The organism is Enterobacter roggenkampii, from assembly GCF_001729805.1.
GTDB lineage: Bacteria > Pseudomonadota > Gammaproteobacteria > Enterobacterales > Enterobacteriaceae > Enterobacter > Enterobacter roggenkampii.
In genome coordinates this window covers 2,555,930-2,575,202 of sequence record NZ_CP017184.1, presented here as the reverse complement: position 1 = coordinate 2,575,202, position 19,273 = coordinate 2,555,930, and the positions used below count along the sequence as shown (strand labels likewise).

21 protein-coding genes and 1 other annotated feature are annotated in these 19,273 nt (G+C 52.7%); of the genes, 14 read left to right on the top strand and 7 right to left on the bottom strand.

Annotated elements, in window-relative coordinates; all coding sequences use genetic code 11:
• The first annotated feature begins 2 nt into the window (after positions 1-2).
• The 12 genes from BFV67_RS12045 (at position 3) to gapS4b (ending at position 9,673) form a co-directional block, all read left to right on the top strand.
• On the top strand, positions 3-464 hold the full coding sequence (locus tag BFV67_RS12045) for a phage tail protein (protein WP_391524556.1): 462 nt from the start codon (positions 3-5) through the stop codon (positions 462-464).
• On the top strand, positions 439-654 hold the full coding sequence (locus BFV67_RS12040; RefSeq protein WP_069598400.1) for a tail protein X: 216 nt from the start codon (positions 439-441) through the stop codon (positions 652-654). The genes BFV67_RS12045 and BFV67_RS12040 overlap by 26 nt, the downstream gene beginning before the upstream one ends.
• A gap of 1 nt (position 655) precedes the next feature.
• Positions 656-1,774 carry a contractile injection system protein, VgrG/Pvc8 family gene (locus BFV67_RS12035; RefSeq protein WP_069598399.1) on the top strand — a complete coding sequence of 373 codons (1,119 nt, stop codon included), beginning with the start codon at positions 656-658 and terminating at the stop codon, positions 1,772-1,774.
• 38 nt (positions 1,775-1,812) lie between these two features.
• The gene (locus tag BFV67_RS12030) at positions 1,813-2,160 is read left to right on the top strand and encodes a GPW/gp25 family protein (protein ID WP_069598398.1); all 348 of its coding nucleotides are present in this window, start codon (positions 1,813-1,815) and stop codon (positions 2,158-2,160) included.
• Positions 2,150-3,064 (top strand): baseplate assembly protein, encoded by a 915-nt coding sequence (locus BFV67_RS12025; RefSeq protein ID WP_069598397.1) that lies wholly within the window; start codon positions 2,150-2,152, stop codon positions 3,062-3,064. The genes BFV67_RS12030 and BFV67_RS12025 overlap by 11 nt, the downstream gene beginning before the upstream one ends.
• Entirely contained in the window at positions 3,057-3,608 is a 552-nt protein-coding gene (locus tag BFV67_RS12020; RefSeq protein WP_032663409.1) for a phage tail protein I, read from the top strand. The genes BFV67_RS12025 and BFV67_RS12020 overlap by 8 nt, the downstream gene beginning before the upstream one ends.
• Positions 3,609-3,610: 2 nt before the next feature.
• Positions 3,611-4,936, top strand: a complete 1,326-nt coding sequence (locus tag BFV67_RS12015; RefSeq protein WP_069598396.1) for a phage tail protein — start codon at positions 3,611-3,613, stop codon at positions 4,934-4,936.
• Positions 4,937-4,946: 10 nt separating this feature from the next.
• Positions 4,947-5,474 carry a tail fiber assembly protein gene (locus BFV67_RS12010; protein ID WP_069598395.1) on the top strand — a complete coding sequence of 176 codons (528 nt, stop codon included), beginning with the start codon at positions 4,947-4,949 and terminating at the stop codon, positions 5,472-5,474.
• 215 nt (positions 5,475-5,689) lie between these two features.
• On the top strand, positions 5,690-6,109 hold the full coding sequence (locus tag BFV67_RS12005) for a translesion error-prone DNA polymerase V autoproteolytic subunit (RefSeq protein ID WP_044857240.1): 420 nt from the start codon (positions 5,690-5,692) through the stop codon (positions 6,107-6,109).
• A gap of 2 nt (positions 6,110-6,111) precedes the next feature.
• Positions 6,112-7,380, top strand: a complete 1,269-nt coding sequence (locus BFV67_RS12000; protein WP_069598394.1) for a Y-family DNA polymerase — start codon at positions 6,112-6,114, stop codon at positions 7,378-7,380.
• Positions 7,381-7,527: 147 nt separating this feature from the next.
• Positions 7,528-8,454 (top strand): GapS4a family protein, encoded by a 927-nt coding sequence (gene gapS4a, locus BFV67_RS11995; RefSeq protein ID WP_069598393.1) that lies wholly within the window; start codon positions 7,528-7,530, stop codon positions 8,452-8,454.
• Positions 8,444-9,673 (top strand): GapS4b family protein, encoded by a 1,230-nt coding sequence (gapS4b, locus tag BFV67_RS11990; protein ID WP_069598392.1) that lies wholly within the window; start codon positions 8,444-8,446, stop codon positions 9,671-9,673. The genes gapS4a and gapS4b overlap by 11 nt, the downstream gene beginning before the upstream one ends.
• A gap of 94 nt (positions 9,674-9,767) precedes the next feature.
• On the opposite strand, the gene BFV67_RS11985 is transcribed toward gapS4b, so the two are convergent.
• The 7 genes from BFV67_RS11985 to trpL form a co-directional block, all read right to left on the bottom strand.
• Entirely contained in the window at positions 9,768-10,439 is a 672-nt protein-coding gene (locus BFV67_RS11985; protein WP_069598391.1) for an SOS response-associated peptidase, read from the bottom strand.
• Between the two features lie 478 nt (positions 10,440-10,917).
• Positions 10,918-11,727 carry a tryptophan synthase subunit alpha gene (trpA, locus tag BFV67_RS11980; RefSeq protein ID WP_045352391.1) on the bottom strand — a complete coding sequence of 270 codons (810 nt, stop codon included), beginning with the start codon at positions 11,725-11,727 and terminating at the stop codon, positions 10,918-10,920.
• Positions 11,727-12,920, bottom strand: coding sequence for a tryptophan synthase subunit beta (gene trpB / locus BFV67_RS11975; RefSeq protein ID WP_008502804.1), 1,194 nt, complete (start codon positions 12,918-12,920; stop codon positions 11,727-11,729). The genes trpA and trpB overlap by 1 nt, the downstream gene beginning before the upstream one ends.
• A gap of 10 nt (positions 12,921-12,930) precedes the next feature.
• Entirely contained in the window at positions 12,931-14,289 is a 1,359-nt protein-coding gene (trpCF, locus tag BFV67_RS11970) for a bifunctional indole-3-glycerol-phosphate synthase TrpC/phosphoribosylanthranilate isomerase TrpF (RefSeq protein WP_008502805.1), read from the bottom strand.
• A 3-nt stretch (positions 14,290-14,292) separates the two neighbouring features.
• Positions 14,293-15,888 (bottom strand): bifunctional anthranilate synthase glutamate amidotransferase component TrpG/anthranilate phosphoribosyltransferase TrpD, encoded by a 1,596-nt coding sequence (gene trpD, locus BFV67_RS11965; RefSeq protein WP_008502806.1) that lies wholly within the window; start codon positions 15,886-15,888, stop codon positions 14,293-14,295.
• Complete coding sequence (locus BFV67_RS11960) at positions 15,888-17,450, bottom strand: anthranilate synthase component 1 (RefSeq protein WP_008502807.1); 1,563 nt, start codon at positions 17,448-17,450, stop codon at positions 15,888-15,890. The genes trpD and BFV67_RS11960 overlap by 1 nt, the downstream gene beginning before the upstream one ends.
• Before the next feature lie 26 nt (positions 17,451-17,476).
• Positions 17,477-17,570, bottom strand: a sequence feature (Trp leader region).
• Positions 17,547-17,591: a trp operon leader peptide gene (gene trpL / locus BFV67_RS24890; RefSeq protein WP_106993556.1), complete on the bottom strand. Its 45-nt coding sequence runs from the start codon at positions 17,589-17,591 to the stop codon at positions 17,547-17,549. Its footprint overlaps the feature before it by 24 nt.
• Positions 17,592-17,730: 139 nt before the next feature.
• Here trpL and rnm point away from each other — a divergent pair, with 139 nt between their 5' ends.
• A complete protein-coding gene (gene rnm / locus BFV67_RS11955) occupies positions 17,731-18,612 on the top strand; it encodes an RNase RNM (RefSeq protein WP_032623059.1) in 882 nt (293 codons plus the stop codon).
• Positions 18,609-19,229 carry an L-threonylcarbamoyladenylate synthase gene (locus BFV67_RS11950; protein ID WP_003856793.1) on the top strand — a complete coding sequence of 207 codons (621 nt, stop codon included), beginning with the start codon at positions 18,609-18,611 and terminating at the stop codon, positions 19,227-19,229. The genes rnm and BFV67_RS11950 overlap by 4 nt, the downstream gene beginning before the upstream one ends.
• The last annotated feature ends 44 nt before the right edge of the window (positions 19,230-19,273 follow it).

Genomic DNA, 19,273 nt, shown 5'->3' with positions numbered 1-19,273 from the left:
AAATCGTTCCGGTCTATGAAGACTTCGGACAGTCGCGGTCCGGCGCTGTCCGTGGCGCACAGGCCGCCCGAGTGATGATGATGCTGGGCGACTTTGCCTTTTCGATTGATACCACCGCGTACAGCCAACTGACCCGTGAGGCCAGCTGGCGCTGGAGTGAGCAGGAGCGGATCGGTAAACAGGATTTACTGCAGTATACCGGCAAGCCCGGGCGAACGGTTCGGCTTGAAGGGGAGTCGCATGCTTTCTTCCGCAAGGGGGTGGATGCCGTCAACGATCTCTTCGACCTCGCAGATCAGAATAAGCCACAACAACTGGTCAGCGGCGAAGGGGATGTGCTTGGCTGGTGGGTGGTTATCGACTTCTCCGACACAACCAGCCGTTTCCTGCCAGGCGGTGGCCACCGAAATAAAAACTGGACGATGACGCTGAAACATTATGCCGACGACATATCAAACCCGTGACGGTGATGTGCTTGATGCAGTCTGTGCGACACATTACGGCACGGAAAACCTTTCTTATATTATGACTCAGGTGCTTGAAGCGAATCCGGGACTGGCTGACATCGGTGCCGTTTACCCGTCTGACCTCTTTATCATCCTGCCTGATCTGGCGCCGCCGGTTCAGGATTCTGCATTTAGTCTGTGGGATTAATATGACTGAACAGATTGTTAAACCAGAATATGCACCTGCTTTCAGCATCAACGCGGAGGGAAAAGATATTACCCGCGCGCTGCAGCAAAGCCTGTCGGAGTTGACGCTGACGGATTATGGCGGCGCTACGGCAAAGGCGGATGAACTGAAAATCACGTTGCTGTCCGAAACGTTGCCTCTGCCGGTGAAAGGGGCACGGTTACGCGTGGCGCTGGGTTTTAACGACCAACGGGTGGATAAGGGCTGGTTTGTGGTATCCGGGGTGGGCAGCAGTGGCCCGCCACGTCGTATTGAGATTTATGCCACTGCCGCGCCCATGAATGCACAGAAACAGCCTGGCGATGTGCTCAGCCAGAAAACGCGCAGCTGGGATAACCTGCGACTTGCGGATCTGGTTAAAACCGTGGCCACCGAAAACGGTCTGGTGCCGAAAGTGGCCACAGAGCTTGCCGACATCCACATTGACCATGTTGATCAGGTTGCAGAATCCGACGCGAACCTGCTGACCCGCCTTGCCCGAACGTGGAACGCTGTCAGCAAACCCTCAGGTGGTTACTGGCTTTTTTTGCGCCAGGGTGCCACCGCGAAAGCCTCCGGAGAGCAGACCGGCGCTCTGATTATCACACCAGAACAGGTATCAAACTGGTCGTACAGCGAAGGTGAAAGGGGGAGTTCGACAGGAAAGGCCACCGGCAGTGGCGGCAAGTCCTCGGGTAAAATTGGCGTTCGGTATTACGATGAGGCTGACGGAAAGACCAAAACCACCACAGTCGATCATGACGGTCCCTCAATGGCGAACCCGTATACCCAGCCGGTGAAGGACACCGCTGACCAGCAGGCAAAGTCAAAAAAAACGCAGGCACAGCGCAATGAACAAAAAATGACGGTTACTGGTCCTTGCCGCCCTGAACATGTCCCTCTCACCGCAGAATCGGGCGTATCCACGTCCGGCTTTGGTGAGCGGGAAGATCGTGCCTGGGTGGTGGAGTCGCTGGTTTACTCCCTGACACCCGCCGGGTTCAGCTACACGTACAACCTGGTGGTTGATATTCGCAAGCCTGCGAAATCCTCTAAAAAATCCGGCAGCAAGGATAAAACTGGTCCGGATTACTTCGGCTAACGTACCGCCACCCGGCGGACCCGATACGGAAAAATACTATGAACGGCGTAAACAGCTGGACGGGTAAACGCCTGTCCGGTACCGACCATTTGCGTCAGTCGGTCAGCGACATCCTCTCAACCCCGGTAGGTAGCCGGGTGCTTGTCCGTGATTATGGCAGCAACCTGTTTTCGCTGGTGGACAACCCCCGAGATGACCTTACGCGGCTACGTATTATCGCAGCGACCGCCTCGGCGCTGGCGAGATGGGAGCCCCGGCTGAAGGTCACGCGCGTGGTCGTCTCTTTCCCGGCAACTGAAACGGGGTGTGTGGTGGATATTGAAGGGATCAACAAAGAGAACAATCTTCCTATCAGCACCGGAGGCATACCGATATATGGCAAGTAGTTATGACGTAATTAACCTGTCCGCCCTGGCGGTGCCGGATGCCATCGTGGTTCCGGATGCTGCAGATATTTTTACCCGCTGGCTGGCACGCCTGCGCGAACTGGATCCGGTATTTGATGCGCTGGTGGAATCTGATCCGGCGTTTAAACAGGGTGAAATCAATGCCTACCAGCTCGCCCTGGCGTTTCAGCGAGTCAATGACGCGGTACGCGCAGTTTTCCTTGCCAGCGCAAGAGGGGCCGATCTCGACCAGATTGGCGCGGGCTTTAACGTTTCCCGTCTGGTGATAAATCCCGGAGATCCGAATGCTGTGCCACCTGTCGATCCTGTTTATGAAGATGATGACGCTTTTCGTGAGCGTATACAGCTTTCATGGGCACAGCTGAATACGGCAGGCGCGCGCAATGCATACCGCTTCCATGCCAAATCAGCAGATAACGATGTGCTGGATGCGGATGCTTACGGACCGGAGACACATAACCGACCGGGGGAAGTAGACGTCTACGTCCTGTCGCGAACCGGAAATGGTGAGGCCAGCCCCAGCCTGACAGAAAAAGTGATGAGCGAACTGAGCGCCGATGAGGTCAGGCCTCTGACTGATTATGTAAGCGTAAAAAGCGCCACCATTGTCAGCTATGCGGTAACGGCTGAACTGGATATACCTGACGGACCGGATGCGCAGACGGTGCTGGAACATGCCATCAGCACGCTGACAAGTTACACCCGGCTTTCGCATCGCATAAACGGCCTCGTACCGCTTTCCGCGATTTACGCTGCACTCCAGCAGCCCGGCGTCACAAGAGTCAGGCTGATAAGTCCGGTCGCAGATCTGGAAGCAGCCGCAGGGCAGGCTCCCTGGTGCAGTGCGATAAACGTCACACGCAAAGGAGGGTCCGGTGGATAAATTTCGCTCCCTGCTACCACCCTCCGCCATCCAGCCAGAGCGGGCACTGGAGCAGGCCAGTTCGGAGCAGATCACAGCGCTGGATACGGGCATGGTGCGTAAGGTGAAAGACCCCGATACCTGTCCGGCGCATTTGTTGCCCTGGCTTGCCTGGGAATTTTCGGTTGATTCCTGGGAAGACGCCTGGACTGAGGCTGAAAAGCGGCAGGTGATTAAGGATGCCGCATATGTTCATCAGCATCGCGGTACTGCCGGCGCTGTCAGGCGGTCACTGAGCGCTGTCAGTCTCCCAACTACCGTGGTGGAGTGGTGGGAGGATCTGCCGCGTAAGGCTCCCTACACCTTCCGCATTGAGGTTTACAGCCTTCAGGAAGTTGATGACGCGCTGTATCAGCGTATCCGGCGGCAGGTCGATAAAGCGAAGAACCTGAGGAGTCTGTTGACCTCTATTGACGTGATTGCCGATCTGGGCGCTATGGGAACTTATTACACCGGCGGTGCTGTCACCGCCTGGATTGATATTGATATTGAGGCAGGAGTTTAGCCATGGCTGAGAAGTATTACAGCATTCTGACCAACAGAGGCAAAGAGCTGGAGGCGCAGTCTACAGCGACCGGGAAGCCCGTCATAATTAAAGATTTTGTAGTAGGTGATGGTAACGGCCAGCCGGTTAAGCCTGACCCGGCATTAACAGCCCTTGTTCGCGAAGTTTATCGTGCGGCGGTTTCAGCATTGCAGGTCTCACCGGAACAGGATAATCAGTTTATTGCGCAGCTTGTACTGCCTGCCGATGTGGGCGGCTTTGTAGTCAGGGAGGTCGGGCTGTTGACCGATGCAGGCGAGCTTTATGCTGTAGCGAACTGTGCCGCGATCGAGAAGCCAGTAAGTGGTATCAGCGTTAAACTCCAGTTTAGACTCGCCGTGTCTGAAACGGCTGATATCGAGCTGAAGGTTTCAACGGGCGATGGGTTGTTTCTGCGACAGGATGCAAACCTGAGTGATGTGATGGATATAGTCAGGACACGGAAAAACCTTGGGCTGAAAGAGGCAGCTGTTCTGGATGTTGGGACAAAAGCTGGCACTGTGGCGGCAGGGGATGACGAACGCATTACCGGCGCTGTGCAGCGTGCTGGTGACGAAATGGCGGGATCTCTTGCTATCACTGACTCAACCGCACTCCGCTTAAAGCAGAAAGATGTGAGCACCCTTTTCCGCTTTGACGGTACAACGTTTTACCTGATGTTTACTAAAAAAGGTGATCCGAATGGCGGGTATAACAATTTACGTCCTTTTTATGTTGATGCAAATACCGGGGCTGTAACCTTAGGTAATGTAGTTAAGGCCCCTGCGGGAATTACTGCAAATTCAATTACGTCGAATACAAGTGTTTTCATCGAGAGTGACGACCGTCAGCATATTATTTTTCAAAATAAAGATGGCACCCCGAGAGCATATATTTATAAAGACCGTAATTCCGATCTTCGTCTTAATAACGGTAATGAGGGAGGCGGAGATTTTGTTATCTCCCGTACCGGTGACATCTTCTGGGGCCCGAATGGAGCGAGACTGAGCTATGACGGGAATCTCTACGGTTCTGTATGGGGCGGTTGGCTGTCAAACTGGCTAACTGGGCGGCTTGGGGCGAAGGCGGAAATTAACTGGGTGCAGTCAAATTTCATCACTGATGTCGCACTGGGTGCCGAGGGGTCATTCATCATTGCTAAAAATGCATGGCAGCGCGCGCCTGCTGGATGTGTCCTTACTGGTTACAACGCCGAGGGTAACGAACCTGTAAACGATACATTATTTTACCGCCCCATTCAGAAATATGTTCCGACTGTCGGCTGGATGGTCATTGGTCACACTGCATAGGACACATGGTATGGCATTAACACTTAAAAATTTAACGATTTACACACCTGAATATTACGCTCTAATGATTCAGGCGATTTATCTTCAAACAGAAGATGGTCTGGACTGGTATCTACATTTGACCCGCTTCCAGCCTGATACGCTGAAAATTTGTTTTGATGATAAAGGAGTAATCCGATCATACCATGCTGACGCGTCACGCCTTTATCCGTTGAATCTTTCGGTAACTGAGGTCAATACCGCCGATGTGCCGGATGACCTGAATATTTACGGTGAATGGATGTGGAACGGCGAAAAAATAATTCCGCGCGAGTTTACCCGGCAGGAAAAAATCGACCAGGCGGAAGCCCATCGTTCAGAATTGATCGCCGCTGCAGGGGAAAAAATTGCACCACTCCAGGATGCCAGCGATTTGGGTATTGCCACAAAAGTGGAGGCGGATCAACTGATGGCGTGGAAGTCCTATCGGGTGAAACTAAACCGCCTAGTGTTCACAAATGATCAGGAGATTAGCTGGCCGTCACCGCCAGAAACATAAATAGTTAGCTTCAAGCCTTTACCCGGCGGGCTTTATGTTGCTGCTGGCTCCTGTTATTGCACTATTTTGAAAATTTACAAACGCAATAATTCTAAAGCCAAGAGAAACTTAGAAACGAAACGGTGAAGCTTTGAACAGTCATGATAGAGCTTCTCTCTTGCGTGCATATCCAAATGAAACTACTGTATATAAAAACAGTATTCAGGGTGTGCAATATGGAATTTATCAGGCCTGCAGAACTGCGAGAAATAATCGCTCTCCCGCTTTTCAGTGACTTAGTGCAGTGTGGTTTCCCAAGCCCCGCGGCTGATTACGTTGAACAGCGCATCGACCTCAATGAGTTACTTGTTGCTCACCCGAGCTCAACATACTTCGTCAAAGCAGCGGGTGATTCAATGATCGAAGCCGGGATCAGCGACGGTGATTTGCTGGTGGTGGACAGTTCGCGCACGGCTGAGCACGGTGACATTGTCATTGCCGCGGTGGAAGGGGAATTCACTGTTAAGCGCCTGCAACTGCGCCCTACCGTGCAACTCAATCCTATGAACAGCGCTTACTCGCCAATCATCGTCGGCAGCGAGGACACGCTTGATGTGTTCGGTGTCGTGACTTTCATCGTTAAATCTGCGAGCTGAATATGTTTGCGCTCTGTGATGTGAATTCGTTTTATGCATCATGCGAGACGGTGTTTCGGCCCGATTTAAAAGGGCGACCAGTGGTTGTTCTTTCGAACAATGATGGCTGTGTAATAGCACGCAGCGCCGAGGCCAAAGCCGCTGGAATTGCTATGGGAGAGCCTTTCTTCAAGCAAAAGGACCTTTTCCGGCGCGCTGGCGTTGTCTGCTTCAGCAGCAACTATGAGCTGTATGCTGATATGTCGAACCGAGTAATGACGACGCTTGAGGAAATGAGCCCCCGAGTCGAAATTTACAGTATCGATGAAGCTTTTTGTGACCTGACGGGCGTTAGGAACTGCCGGGACCTGACTGACTTTGGCAAAGAGATCCGCGCTACAGTTCTGAAGCGAACGCACTTGACTGTCGGGGTTGGCATTGCCCAGACAAAGACATTGGCGAAGCTTGCCAATCACGCAGCGAAGAAATGGCAGCGCCAGACCGGCGGGGTAGTGGACCTGTCGAACATTGACCGTCAGCGGCGGTTACTGGCTATTGTACCTGTGGAGGATGTATGGGGTGTCGGCAGACGCATTAGCAAGAAGCTCAACGCTATGGGCATCAAAACGGCGCTGGACCTCTCTGAGCAGAGTACGTGGATTATCCGTAAACACTTTAACGTGGTACTCGAGCGAACGGTCAGAGAGCTGCGCGGCGAGCCTTGCCTTGATCTTGAAGAGTTTGCGCCGGCAAAGCAGGAAATCGTCTGCAGTCGTTCATTCGGCGAACGCGTCACAGAATATGAGCAGATGCGTCAGGCCATCTGCAGCTATGCGGCCCGCAGTGCTGAAAAGCTTCGTGGTGAGCACCAGTATTGCCGTTTTATTTCTGCATTCGTAAAAACCTCTCCCTTTGCACTTAATGAGCCATTTTACGGCAACAGTGCGTCGATAAAATTACTGGCACCTACGCAGGATTCCCGCGACATTATCAACGCCGCGGTAAAGTGCCTGGACAAAATCTGGAAGGATGGCCACCGATACCAGAAGGCAGGGATCATGCTTGGGGATTTTTTTAGCCAAGGGGTGGCCCAGCTCAACTTGTTCGACGAGAACGCGCCGCGTGCCGGAAGCGAAAAGTTGATGGAGGTGCTCGATCACCTGAATGCTAAAGACGGAAAAGGAACGCTCTACTTTGCCGGACAAGGCATTCAGCAGCAATGGCAGATGAAGCGTGAAATGCTTTCGCCACGGTACACTACAAGATATTCGGATCTTCTCAGGGTTAGATAAATTTTTGATGCAATGATCAGCTATGTGGACGGAGCGAATGTTGAGAGTCGGCTTACAAAAATCGGGTCCTGTCATCGTGCGAGTTGAAAATTGTAAATAAGATTAATACTATAAAGAGCTATAACTTAACACACGGCGATGGAAGCAATGGGCGAGTTTTCGAAATATGTAGGAGAGGTGGGAGAAGAGATCGTCAATGACTTTCTCAACCTCTTTGGCTGGAAAAACCTCTGTAATAACAAGGAGTTGGATTGCTGTGTTGGAGAGCATGATAAACAGACTCATGGAATAGATGCTCTGTTTGTCTACAATTCTATGCTTCAAAAACAATCATTAGTAAGTGTTGTCGTTTCAGCAAAGTACTCGTCAACCCCGTATAAAAAAGTTAAAAGCACATTTCGGTCACATTTTAAGGATTTGGCGCATACAATTGAATGCTATTCAAAATCGCAATTTAAAAGAACTATAACCAAAAAATTTCCGGGTAGTTCAAGAAAAGAAGATGTTGGTGTTTTGTTTTATTTAAATAATGACGAGAGTGAATCTAATGATAATATTAAAAGTGAAATCATCAATCATCGAATAGATTCTAACCTGAAATTTAATGCCATACATCTCATTGATAATTCAAGAGCGAAGTTTTTATACAACTCGATTAATTTTATCAAAAAGAAGCACGGGGAAATATCATTCTTCTGTCTTAATACTACTTTGAATGTTTCATCTTCTGTCAGGCATTCAAAGATAATGCCAGTTGAATATATAACTTCACCAATAATTCCAATCTCTGTGCCGGATGATAATGGAAGAAAGTTTATATTAATTTGCGATTTTAATTTTAGCAAAGAATCACTTGCGTTGGTCTATAAGTTAGCCAGAAAACTTTGCTCCGATTTCGCAAATCATTATGAAATTTATTTTAATAAATATAATAAGCTCACAGATTCACCTGCGGTTGCTGAAGTCAAAATGGCGCAGGGTTTTGATGATGACTTTGAAAATGCAATAGGAGATATCACATTGATTGTTGATACTTATAATAGCAATTTCAGGAGTGTATCTGATGAAAAATGATATTGATTTTATTCCATCGGGTGATGAATTAAAAAATTTAGTTAGCCAGCAAAATTGTAGTACTACTATGATTAACAATCTGCTTAGGGAGAGAGGTCTTTTTTGCGGCGCATCAGATAAATCATGCACAGTACCAAACTTAATTACGTCCCTTTTAAGTCCTGATGAGTCCTTTGAATTGTTAGACAGTATAAAAACAAAGGAAAAATTAGATAAAGTAAACTTCAGAAACTTCAATCTCAAGCAAGATGTTAATTTGCTTGAAGAGGTCAGTGGGTTTATTGATGCTAGTATGGTTATCAAGAATGGATATATCAATTATGAAATTACTGATTTTAGTGATTTTACTTCATTAGACGGTAAAAGTAATAATGCTGTAATTATGGAGTTTGAAATATGCAAAACGGATATTTTAGATGACTGGTATATAACGGAAAAATTTTTCAAAGGCTCTATTGAAGTAAAAAAAGATACTCATAACATAACTGACGCCCCACAACTTTTAATGAATGTTAAACTAAACCATACATCTCCAGAAACAAAAGAAATAGCAGAGAATGTTATGGCTGTAATAGAGGAGCATTTAGAAAAAAACAATATCATTGAAAACTCCCCTCATCGGGGAAGGGTTTTAATGAACGATTTTGAAAACGAGAATAGAGTTAAATTCTTAAATGAACTCGCCTCGCATCATACCGAATACTTGTTCTATCACCAAAAAATTGATGATGTTCATTTTAATCCTGACCATTCTACTGGGTATGAAAGTCAATCAGATGCTGTTACTAATTTTCTCGAAAAGGATATTGAGCAGTATAGAGTCAAAGGGAATTTGGAAAATATAATTTCTATCAAATGGAAACATATACATCCCTATGTAAAAGTTACCAAGGTTGTCGCAAGCTATACAATTAGCTACGAAAAGTATACTGGTGAATGCAAGGTTGCCTATGAATTTAGTGAGTACGGAAGGAAAATATCGGTAAACCCAGAGTTGTGTATTACCTTTATTAATATAAAGGTCAAAGGGGCATCTCCAACTAAAATACACGAGATTCAATCAAATATTATGCGCGAGATTGAACTACGGAAAGTAGAGTTACTTGCAAAATATAAAAAAATTACAGATGAAGAAGCTGAAGTAGATGCTGATGCTGATGCTGATGCTGATGCTGATGCTGATAGTGATGGTGATAAAGATACAGAATCTTGCGAGTGATTTTTTTCGGTTGCTTCCGATTAATTAATTATGGGAGCAACCGAAAATTTGGGGTAATAGTTCATGAATGAATTTATACTTCCTTTTTAGTGCTTCATAGAAAGGTCTCGATTAACTTTGGTCCCTGATTTTTCACATTCCCCACGGCACGCGTCACAGTGTGCCATATAAATTTGTCTACTGGAACAGTGCCGTCGGCGACAATTTCTTCTGCTTCTTTCCCTTCAACATCTTGGCGCCTCCATTCGCGTGCTGCTTCCGGCGAAAGAACCAATGGCCTACGGTCGTGAATATCAACCAGGCCTTTATCAGCTGCTGAGGTCACGATCAGAAATCCTTCCGCTTCATCGCCTCTTTCAAATGGCGTGCTGCCTATCGTAGCCATGAATATAGGCTGGCCATCAGCCCTGTGAATGAAGTATGGCTGTTTCTTGTCACCATCTTTCTTCCACTCAAACCAACCATCTGCAAAGCATATCGCCCGTCCATGCTGCCACAAAGGTTTAAACATTCGGCTTGTGGCTGCAGTTTCAACGCGCGCGTTAATCAGTGGCGGCTTATCCCACCACTCAGGCGCGTAACCCCAGAAAAACGGATCAAGATGCAACTGCTCGTCGCGTTCGCTCAACAGCAGGACTTTTGTACCGGGAGACACGTTGTAACGTCCAATAGGCTCAGGGTCGTATGCGATGTCGCGCTCGGCTTCGTCAGCCAAATAGGCAAGGTATTCTTCACGGGTTTGAGCTTGTGCAAAACGTCCACACACAGAAACCTCCAGCTAGATGTCAGATTGAAAGTATAGGGCAGGGAGAAAAAGTAGCGCGCGCTGGTTAAGTCTTACAAACGTAACGGTGGATATAATGCTAATGAAAAAACAGGCGTAAAGCGGTACGTTACGAAACTGGAAGAAGCCTACGCAAAGTAGAAGATGAAGTGAAAAGCGTTCTCCAAAACCATATGTTAACTCTATGAATATAATAGTGTTTACAGAATGTAAGATGCATATAAAAAACGCTTCAAAAAGAAGCGTATCCGATTGTAATTAAATGAGAAATTACACTTTGGATTTAGCTTTGAACTCAGAAGGATTAAAGATAAAAAAGAGTCCAGATCATACGCTCACACGACAGTTTGAAAAGCCATTCACACCGAAAATATCGATAGGATCAATTTTGACGTAATCCTTTGTTGAAGGCGGGGAAGAAAGGGTAACCGTCTGGCAAGGGTGCCAGACGGTGGAGGGGTCAGACTTTACGCGTCGCCGCCTTCATGGCGGTCACAAACGCCTTCAGCTCGGCCAGCATCTGCTCGGGCTTGTCCACGTTCTTCTCAATGATCTTCACAATCGCAGAGCCGGAAATGGCACCCGCAGCCTTCGCGTCAATCGCCGCGGTGACCTGATCCGGAGAGGAGATCCCGAAGCCCTGCAGCGGCGGTGCGGCATGGTACTCGGCCAGCTTTTCCACCAGATGATGCAGCGGCAGGGCCGCTTTATTCTCGGCACCGGTCACGCCTGCGCGGGAGAGCAGGTACGTGTAACCGCGCCCGTAAGAGGCTATCTGGCGCAGCAGTGTGTCATCGGCGTTCGGCGGGCAGATGAAAATCGGGGCGACGTTGTGACGCATCGCCGCCTGGCGGAACGGCGCGGACTCCTCGACCGGCACGTCGGCGACCAGAACAGAGTCGACGCCCACGCGTGCGCACTCGGCGTAAAATTCATCGATACCGCGGTTGAACACGAGGTTGGCGTACATCAGCAGGCCAATCGGGATAGTGGGGTGCTTCTGACGGATCGCCGCCAGCATTTCGAAGCACTGGGTTGGCGTCACGCCCGAAGCAAATGCGCGCAGCGTCGCATTCTGAATGGTTGGGCCATCCGCCAGCGGGTCAGAGAACGGGATCCCCAGCTCCAGCGCATCGGCACCGGATTCAATCAGGGTGTCGATGATCTTCAGCGACTGTTCAGGGCCCGGATCGCCCAGGGTGACGAAGGGAACGAACGCGCCTTCCTGGCGGGATTTCAGTTCTGCAAATACGTTATCGTAGCGTTCCATCAGATTTCCCCTCGTGCTTTCAGAATATCGTGAACGGTGAAGATATCTTTGTCACCGCGTCCGGAAAGGTTGACCACCAGCAGCTGTTCTTTTTCCGGATTGTCTTTCATCATTTTCAGCGCATGGGCCAGAGCGTGTGAAGATTCCAGCGCCGGGATGATCCCTTCGCTGCGGCACAGCGTTTTGAACGCTTCCAGCGCTTCGTCATCGGTAATGGAGACATAATCCGCACGACCGGTGCTGTTCAGATAGGCGTGCTGCGGTCCGACGGACGGGAAGTCGAGGCCAGCGGAGATAGAGTAAGACTCTTCAATCTGGCCTTCATCGGTCTGCATCATCGGGGATTTCATGCCGAAGTAGATCCCCACGCGGCCATGCTTCAGCGGCGCGCCGTGTTCACCCGATTCAATGCCGTGACCCGCAGGCTCGACGCCAATCAGACCCACGCGGGTATCGTCGATAAAGTCTGCGAACATGCCGATGGCGTTTGACCCGCCGCCGACGCAGGCGATGACTGCATCCGGCAGGCGACCCTCTTTTTCGAGGATCTGCGCTTTGGTCTCTTCCCCGATCATGCGCTGGAACTCACGCACGATGGTCGGGAACGGGTGCGGGCCCGCCGCGGTACCGAGCATATAGTGCGCGGTTTCGTAGCTGCCAGACCAGTCGCGCAGCGCTTCGTTACAGGCATCCTTCAGCGTCGCGGAGCCGCTGTGCACCGGGATCACTTCTGCACCCATCAGACGCATACGGAAGACGTTCGGAGACTGACGCTCAACGTCTTTCGCCCCCATATAGATGCGACATTTCAGGCCGAGCAGGGCGCTGGCGAGCGCCGAGGCCACGCCGTGCTGGCCTGCGCCGGTTTCGGCGATGATTTCGGTTTTGCCCATACGCTTCGCAAGCAGCGCCTGGCCCAGCACCTGGTTAGTCTTGTGCGCGCCGCCGTGCAGCAGGTCTTCACGCTTAAGATACAGCGTGGTTTTCGTGCCTTCCGTCAGATTGCGGCATTTGGTCAGGGCCGTTGGGCGGCCTGCATAGTTTTTCAGCAGGTCGGTAAATTCCGCCTGAAATGCCGGATCCTTCTGCGCGCTCACAAACGCTTCTTCCAGCTGGCGCAGCGCGGGCATCAGGATTTGCGGGACGTACATCCCGCCGAACTCACCAAAATACGGGTTAAGTAATGTCGTCATCTTCTCTTCCTTAATATGCACGCAGAGTTTTAAAAACCGAGGCCAGTTTGCTGGCATCTTTACTACCCGGCTGGGACTCTACGCCTGAATTGAAATCGAGGCCTGCGCAGCCGGTTTTCGCGGCTTCTACACAGTTATCCGGGCTTAATCCGCCCGCCAGCAGGACGTTGTCCAGCTTTTCGCCGTTCAGCAGGGACCAGTCAAAACGCTGGCCGGTTCCGCCCTGGCCGTTATCGAGAACGTATTTATCCACGTGGTTCAGGTTACGCGGGGGCAACGTATCGTCAACGCGTTGCGCTTTCCAGATCTGTACCTGCGGCGCCAGCGTGGCGCGCAGGGCATCGATATAGGCCTGATCTTCATCGCCGTGAAGCTGCACTGCGCTCAGGGATAACGCGTCGGCTTTTTCAACCACCTCGGCGATATCCGCATTGCGGAACACGCCAACATAGCTGAGTGGTGCCGCGGCGATGACCTTACGCGCCTGCTCTTCGCTGACCGCGCGAGGAGAGGAATCCACAAAAATCAGCCCGCCATAAATCGCTCCGGCTTCATACGCGGCCTGGGCGTCCTGTTCGCGGGTTAAGCCGCAGACTTTGTTCTCACCCAGCAGCACGCGACGTACTGCCGCATTGAGATCGTCATGTTCCATCATGGCGGAGCCAATCAGGAAACCGTTGGCGAAGTGGCTCAGCTCGCGCACCTGGGCGTAGCTGTTAATGCCGGATTCGCTGATGACCGTGACGCCAGAGCCCAGCCGCGGCGCCAGCTGGCGCGTGCGGTTCAGGTCAATGGACAGGTCACGCAGATCGCGGTTGTTAATGCCGACCACTTTGGCTTCCAGCGCAATCGCGCGCTCCAGCTCCTCTTCGTTGCTCACTTCGGTCAGCACGCCCATTTTCAGGCTGTGCGCGACGGCAGAGAGCTGGCGGTACTGCTCGTCGTCAAGCACCGAGAGCATCAGCAGGCAGGCGTCGGCCTGGTAAAAGCGCGCCAGCCAAATCTGATACGGATCGATAATGAAGTCTTTACAGAGGATCGGCTGCGGCGCGATGCCGCTGACGATCGGCAGAAAATCGAAGCTGCCCTGAAAATATTTCTCATCCGTCAGCACGGAGATGGCTGAGGCATGATGCTTATAAATACCGGCAATGCGCGCCGGGTCGAAATCGTCACGGATAACGCCTTTTGAGGGAGACGCCTTTTTGCACTCAAGAATAAACGCGGTGCGCGCACCCTGCAGGGCGTCATAGAAACGACGGCTGCTCGGGACGACGTCGTTCTGGAAACTGGCAAGCGGCTGCTGTTGCTTGCGGGCTTCCACCCAGATGGCCTTATCGGCAACGATTTTCGCTAAAACGGTCTGCATTCTTTACCCTCTTGCCGCAAGTGCGGTAACGCGATCGTAAGCTGCACCGGAGCGCAGTACATCCAGAACTTTTTGAACGTTGGCCTTCAGGTCTTCCTCACCGTGCAAACGCATCAGCATGGCGACGTTGGCGGCCACGGCGGCCTCATGGGCGACCTCTCCCTTACCTTGTAATAAGCGCGTCAGAATGTCACGGTTTTCTTCCGGGGTACCGCCTGCCAGCGCTTCCTGGTGATACGGAGTTAAACCAAAGTCAGCGGCTTCGAGCTGGTAGCTCAGGATTTCACCGTCGCGCAGTTCGGCTACCAGCGTCGGCGCATGCAATGACACTTCGTCCATTCCGCCGCTGTGCACCACGGCGGCACGCTGGTAACCCAGCACGCGCAAGGTCTCGGCAATCGGCAGGACCAGTTCCGGACTGTAGACACCGATGAGCGCCAGCGGCGGATGGGCCGGGTTGATCAGCGGGCCGAGCACGTTAAACAGCGTGCGGGTTTTCAGCTGCTGACGAACCGGCATTGCGTGGCGGAAACCGGTGTGATACTTCGGCGCAAACAGGAAGCAGACGCCCAGGTCATCCAGCGCTTCACGGGAACGTTCGGCGTTCATATCGAGATTAATGCCGAATGCCGCGAGTAAATCAGACGAGCCCGACCGGCTGGACACGCTGCGGTTACCGTGCTTAGCCACTTTTAAACCACACGCCGCCGCCACAAAGGCGCTGGCGGTTGAAATATTGATACTGTTGCTGCCGTCACCGCCGGTACCGACGATATCGGCAAACGGATAGTCCGGGCGCGGGAACGGGGCGGCATTTTCCAGCAGGGCCGTAGCGGCACCGGCGATCTCCTGTGGGCTTTCGCCGCGCACCTTCATGCTCACCAGCGCGGCCGCCAGCTGCTCAGGCTTCAGCTCGCCGCGAACCACGGCGGAGAAGAGCTGGTGGCTCTCCTGCTGGCTCAGGGTTTGTGCCTGGTACAGTTTTTCCAGAATCGGCTGCAGGGTGTTGGTCTGCTCCAGCTTCTGTAACGCCCAGTCGAGGGTCTGCTCCAGCAGGCGGGCACCGTGGGAGGTCAGGATGGATTCCGGATGGAACTGCATCCCGCAGACGCGATCCGCGTCGTGACGTACCGCCATCACCATCCCTTCAAACGAGGCGTTGATCGTCAGCCCGGCGGGAATGTTGCTGCCGACCAGCGAGTGGTAGCGCGCGACCGGAAGCGGATTCGGCAGCCCGGCAAACATCGCCTGGCCGTCATGTTCGATGCTGGACGCTTTACCGTGCAGGATCTCGCCCGCCTGGCCGACGTAACCGCCGTAGGCTTCAACAATCGCCTGGTGACCAAGGCAGATACCGATAATCGGCAGCTTGCCGCGCATGCGGGTCAGCAGTTCGGGCATACAGCCCGCTTCGCTCGGCGCGCCCGGCCCCGGGGAGAGCATCAGCACCGGGTTTTGCATGGTCGCCAGACGGTCAATCAGGGTCTGAGCCGGAACGTGGTTGCGGTAGATAACGACGTTGTGACCATTCGCACGCAGCTGATCTGCCAGGTTATAGGTAAAGGAGTCGATATTATCGAGCAGCAGAATGTCAGCCATCAGAAAATCTCCTGTGCATGGTGTGCGGTAGCAATGGCGCGAAGGACCGCACGCGCTTTGCTGCGCGTTTCGTCAGCTTCAGACTGCGGAACGGAATCAAGAACAATCCCGGCACCCGCCTGGACGGTGGCAATACCGTCTTCGACATAGGCGGAGCGGATCACGATGCAGGTATCGAGGTCACCGTGGGCCGTAAAATAGCCCACCGCGCCGCCGTAGCTGCCGCGACGGCGTCCTTCGGCGGCGGCAATCAGCTGCATGGCGCGCACTTTCGGCGCACCGCTCAGGGTGCCCATGTTCATGCAGGCGCGGTAGGCGTGCAGCACGTCGAGGTCGTGGCGCAGCTCGCCCACCACGCGGGAGACCAGGTGCATCACGAATGAATAGCGGTCGACTTTAGTCAGGTCCGCCACGTAGCGGCTGCCTGGGGTGCAAATACGAGCCAGATCGTTACGCGCCAGGTCAACCAGCATCAGGTGCTCGGAGAGCTCTTTATGGTCGGTGCGCATTTCCAGCTCGATGCGGCTGTCGAGATCGCGATCCAGCGAGCCGTCTGCGCGACGTCCGCGCGGACGGGTTCCGGCGATCGGGTAGATCTCAATCTGGCGGCTGGTGGCGTCATATTTCAGCGAACTTTCCGGCGAGGCGCCGAACAGCGTGAAGTCGTTGTCCTGCATAAAGAACATGTACGGGCTGGGGTTGCTCTTTTTCAGCACGTCGTAAGCGGCCAGCGGGGACGGGCAGGGCAGAGAGAAGCGACGGGAAGGCACGACCTGGAAAATTTCCCCGGCGCGAATCGCTTTTTGCATCTGGCGAACCACGGCACCGTACTGATCGTCGGTCTGGTTCACATCGCAGGTCATTTTTTCCACGCGCTGCACCGGTAGCGCAGGCGGCGCTTCCGTCATTTGCTGCTGCAGTTGGGCAATGCGGTGCTCCAGACGGGTTTTCTCAGCGCCAGAAGGCGTGAACAGGCTGGCCTGAATGCGGGTGTACTGTTTCTGATGGTCGATCACCAGCAGGGTTTCGGCCAGATAGAAACAGTAGTCCGGGCAGCGATTGCCCTGCTCGGTTTCCGGCAAATCTTCAAATCCCGCGACCAGGTCGTAAGCAAACAGCCCGCCAAAGAACATCGCTTCACGCTCATCGTGCGGAACGGTGACCAGGTTTTGCAGCAGGCGGAAGGCATCAAAGACGGACAGGGAACAGAGGCGCGCGTCTTCATCTAACAGTTGGCTAACCGGCGGGAAATGCAGAATGCGCATTTCCGGATGACGCTCGTTTTCGATGCCTGAAGGCAGGGCGGCATCCAGCAGCGGCAGCAGCGATGCGCCATTGTCTGACAAAGCCTTAATAGTGACAGTGTCACCTAAGGCGGTAATGCGCAACGCGCTGTCGACCAGCAGAAGGCTTTTCAGATCGTCCTTGCTGTCGATGTCCGCAGATTCCAGCAGCAGCGTTGCCGGGCGAGCCCCGCACACCTGATGAAACAGCGCGGTCGGGTTGTGGCGATAGGCCGCCTCGCAGGTCAGCAATTCGAGATGGGGTTTGGCTGTTTGCATGTTGGTGTTCTCATTTATTCTGTTCAAAAAAAAAGCCCGCTGGGTAGCGGGCGGGTATCTGTTTGCATTTCGCAGACGCGTGACACTGCCCGAAGATCAGGAAGTACGCCACCAGCCGTGCAGAGTGAAATGTGCTGTCATTTTCAGATACCTTTCTCGTGTGAACTTGCGTACTAGTTAACTAGTTCGATGGCGTGTTGTCAACCCTTGATTTCAGAATTTCACGTTAAGTCGGTATCATGGCGGTTTCGGATGTCTTCAACCTGTTATGGGAAGTGCTTTGAGCGATACCACCTACGCGATTATTTATGATTTACACAGCCATACTCAGGCCTCTGATGGCCTGCTGACACCCGAAGCCCTGGTTCATCGTGCCGTTGAAATGCGCATCGGCACGCTGGCGATAACCGATCACGATACGACGGATGCCATTCCGGCAGCGCGCGCCGAGATTGCCCGCTGCGGGCTGGCACTCAATCTGGTGTCCGGCGTCGAGATTTCGACCGTCTGGGAAAACCATGAGATTCATATCGTTGGCCTGAACATCGATATAGACCATCCGGCACTTATTGACTTTTTGCAAGAACAAAAAACGCGCCGCAACCAGCGCGCAGAGATGATCGGCGAGCGTCTGGAAAAGGCACATATTCCTGGCGCGCTGGAAGGTGCGCAAAAGCTGGCGAACGGCGGGGCGGTTACGCGCGGTCATTTCGCCCGTTTTCTGGTAGAGGCGGGTAAAGCCACGACGATGGCGGATGTCTTTAAAAAGTATCTGGCGCGCGGGAAAACCGGATACGTTCCGCCACAGTGGTGTACAATAAAACAAGCTATTGATGTGATTCATCATTCTGGCGGTAAGGCCGTGCTGGCCCATCCGGGGCGGTATAATCTTTCTGCTAAATGGCTGAAAAGGCTGCTGGCGCACTTTGCCGAAAACGGTGGAGAGGCGATGGAAGTCGCCCAGTGTCAGCAGGCACCCAACGAGCGCGCGCAGCTCGCGACCTATGCCCGACAGTACGGCCTGCTTGGCTCACAGGGTTCTGATTTCCATCAGCCCTGCGCCTGGATCGAACTGGGGCGCAAGCTCTGGCTGCCCGCTGGCGTTGAGCCGGTCTGGCAGCTCTGGGAACAGCCGCAGCAAATTGAAGAGAGGGAAGTATGAGTCAGTTTTTCTATATCCATCCGGATAACCCGCAGCCACGCCTGATTAACCAGGCCGTGGAGATCGTCCGCAAAGGCGGCGTGATTGTCTACCCGACCGATTCCGGCTACGCGCTGGGCTGCAAAATTGAAGATAAAGGGGCGATGGAACGCATTTGCCGCATTCGCCAGCTGCCGGACGGCCATAACTTTACCCTGATGTGCCGCGATCTCTCTGAGCTGTCGACCTATGCTTATGTCGATAACGTGGCGTTTCGCCTGATTAAGAACAACACGCCGGGCAACTACACCTTCATCCTGAAAGGAACGAAAGAGGTGCCGCGCCGTCTGCTGCAGGAAAAGCGTAAGACTATCGGCATGCGCGTGCCGTCGAACCCGATTGCGCAGGCGCTGCTTGAAACCCTCGGCGAACCGATGCTGTCTACCTCGCTGATGCTGCCCGGCAGCGAGTTTACCGAGTCCGATCCGGAAGAGATCAAAGATCGTCTGGAGAAGGTGGTCGAGCTGATTATTCACGGCGGTTATCTCGGCCAGCAGCCGACCACCGTGGTCGACTTAACCGAAGATGCACCGGAAGTGATTCGAGAAGGCGTGGGCGATGTAAAGCCTTTCTTGTAATGGTATAAGCAGATATACTACGCGGCCATCAAAGCAGGGCTCGG

Coding starts and splice junctions, on each gene's coding strand:
- BFV67_RS12040 (WP_069598400.1), top strand. CDS start 439: ATGCCGACGACATATCAAACCCGTGACGGTGATGTGCTTGATGCAGTC.
- BFV67_RS12035 (WP_069598399.1), top strand. CDS start 656: ATGACTGAACAGATTGTTAAACCAGAATATGCACCTGCTTTCAGCATC.
- BFV67_RS12030 (WP_069598398.1), top strand. CDS start 1,813: ATGAACGGCGTAAACAGCTGGACGGGTAAACGCCTGTCCGGTACCGAC.
- BFV67_RS12025 (WP_069598397.1), top strand. CDS start 2,150: ATGGCAAGTAGTTATGACGTAATTAACCTGTCCGCCCTGGCGGTGCCG.
- BFV67_RS12015 (WP_069598396.1), top strand. CDS start 3,611: ATGGCTGAGAAGTATTACAGCATTCTGACCAACAGAGGCAAAGAGCTG.
- BFV67_RS12010 (WP_069598395.1), top strand. CDS start 4,947: ATGGCATTAACACTTAAAAATTTAACGATTTACACACCTGAATATTAC.
- BFV67_RS12005 (WP_044857240.1), top strand. CDS start 5,690: ATGGAATTTATCAGGCCTGCAGAACTGCGAGAAATAATCGCTCTCCCG.
- BFV67_RS12000 (WP_069598394.1), top strand. CDS start 6,112: ATGTTTGCGCTCTGTGATGTGAATTCGTTTTATGCATCATGCGAGACG.
- gapS4a (WP_069598393.1), top strand. CDS start 7,528: ATGGGCGAGTTTTCGAAATATGTAGGAGAGGTGGGAGAAGAGATCGTC.
- gapS4b (WP_069598392.1), top strand. CDS start 8,444: ATGAAAAATGATATTGATTTTATTCCATCGGGTGATGAATTAAAAAAT.
- trpA (WP_045352391.1), bottom strand. CDS start 11,727: ATGGAACGCTACGATAACGTATTTGCAGAACTGAAATCCCGCCAGGAA.
- trpB (WP_008502804.1), bottom strand. CDS start 12,920: ATGACGACATTACTTAACCCGTATTTTGGTGAGTTCGGCGGGATGTAC.
- trpCF (WP_008502805.1), bottom strand. CDS start 14,289: ATGCAGACCGTTTTAGCGAAAATCGTTGCCGATAAGGCCATCTGGGTG.
- trpD (WP_008502806.1), bottom strand. CDS start 15,888: ATGGCTGACATTCTGCTGCTCGATAATATCGACTCCTTTACCTATAAC.
- BFV67_RS11960 (WP_008502807.1), bottom strand. CDS start 17,450: ATGCAAACAGCCAAACCCCATCTCGAATTGCTGACCTGCGAGGCGGCC.
- BFV67_RS11950 (WP_003856793.1), top strand. CDS start 18,609: ATGAGTCAGTTTTTCTATATCCATCCGGATAACCCGCAGCCACGCCTG.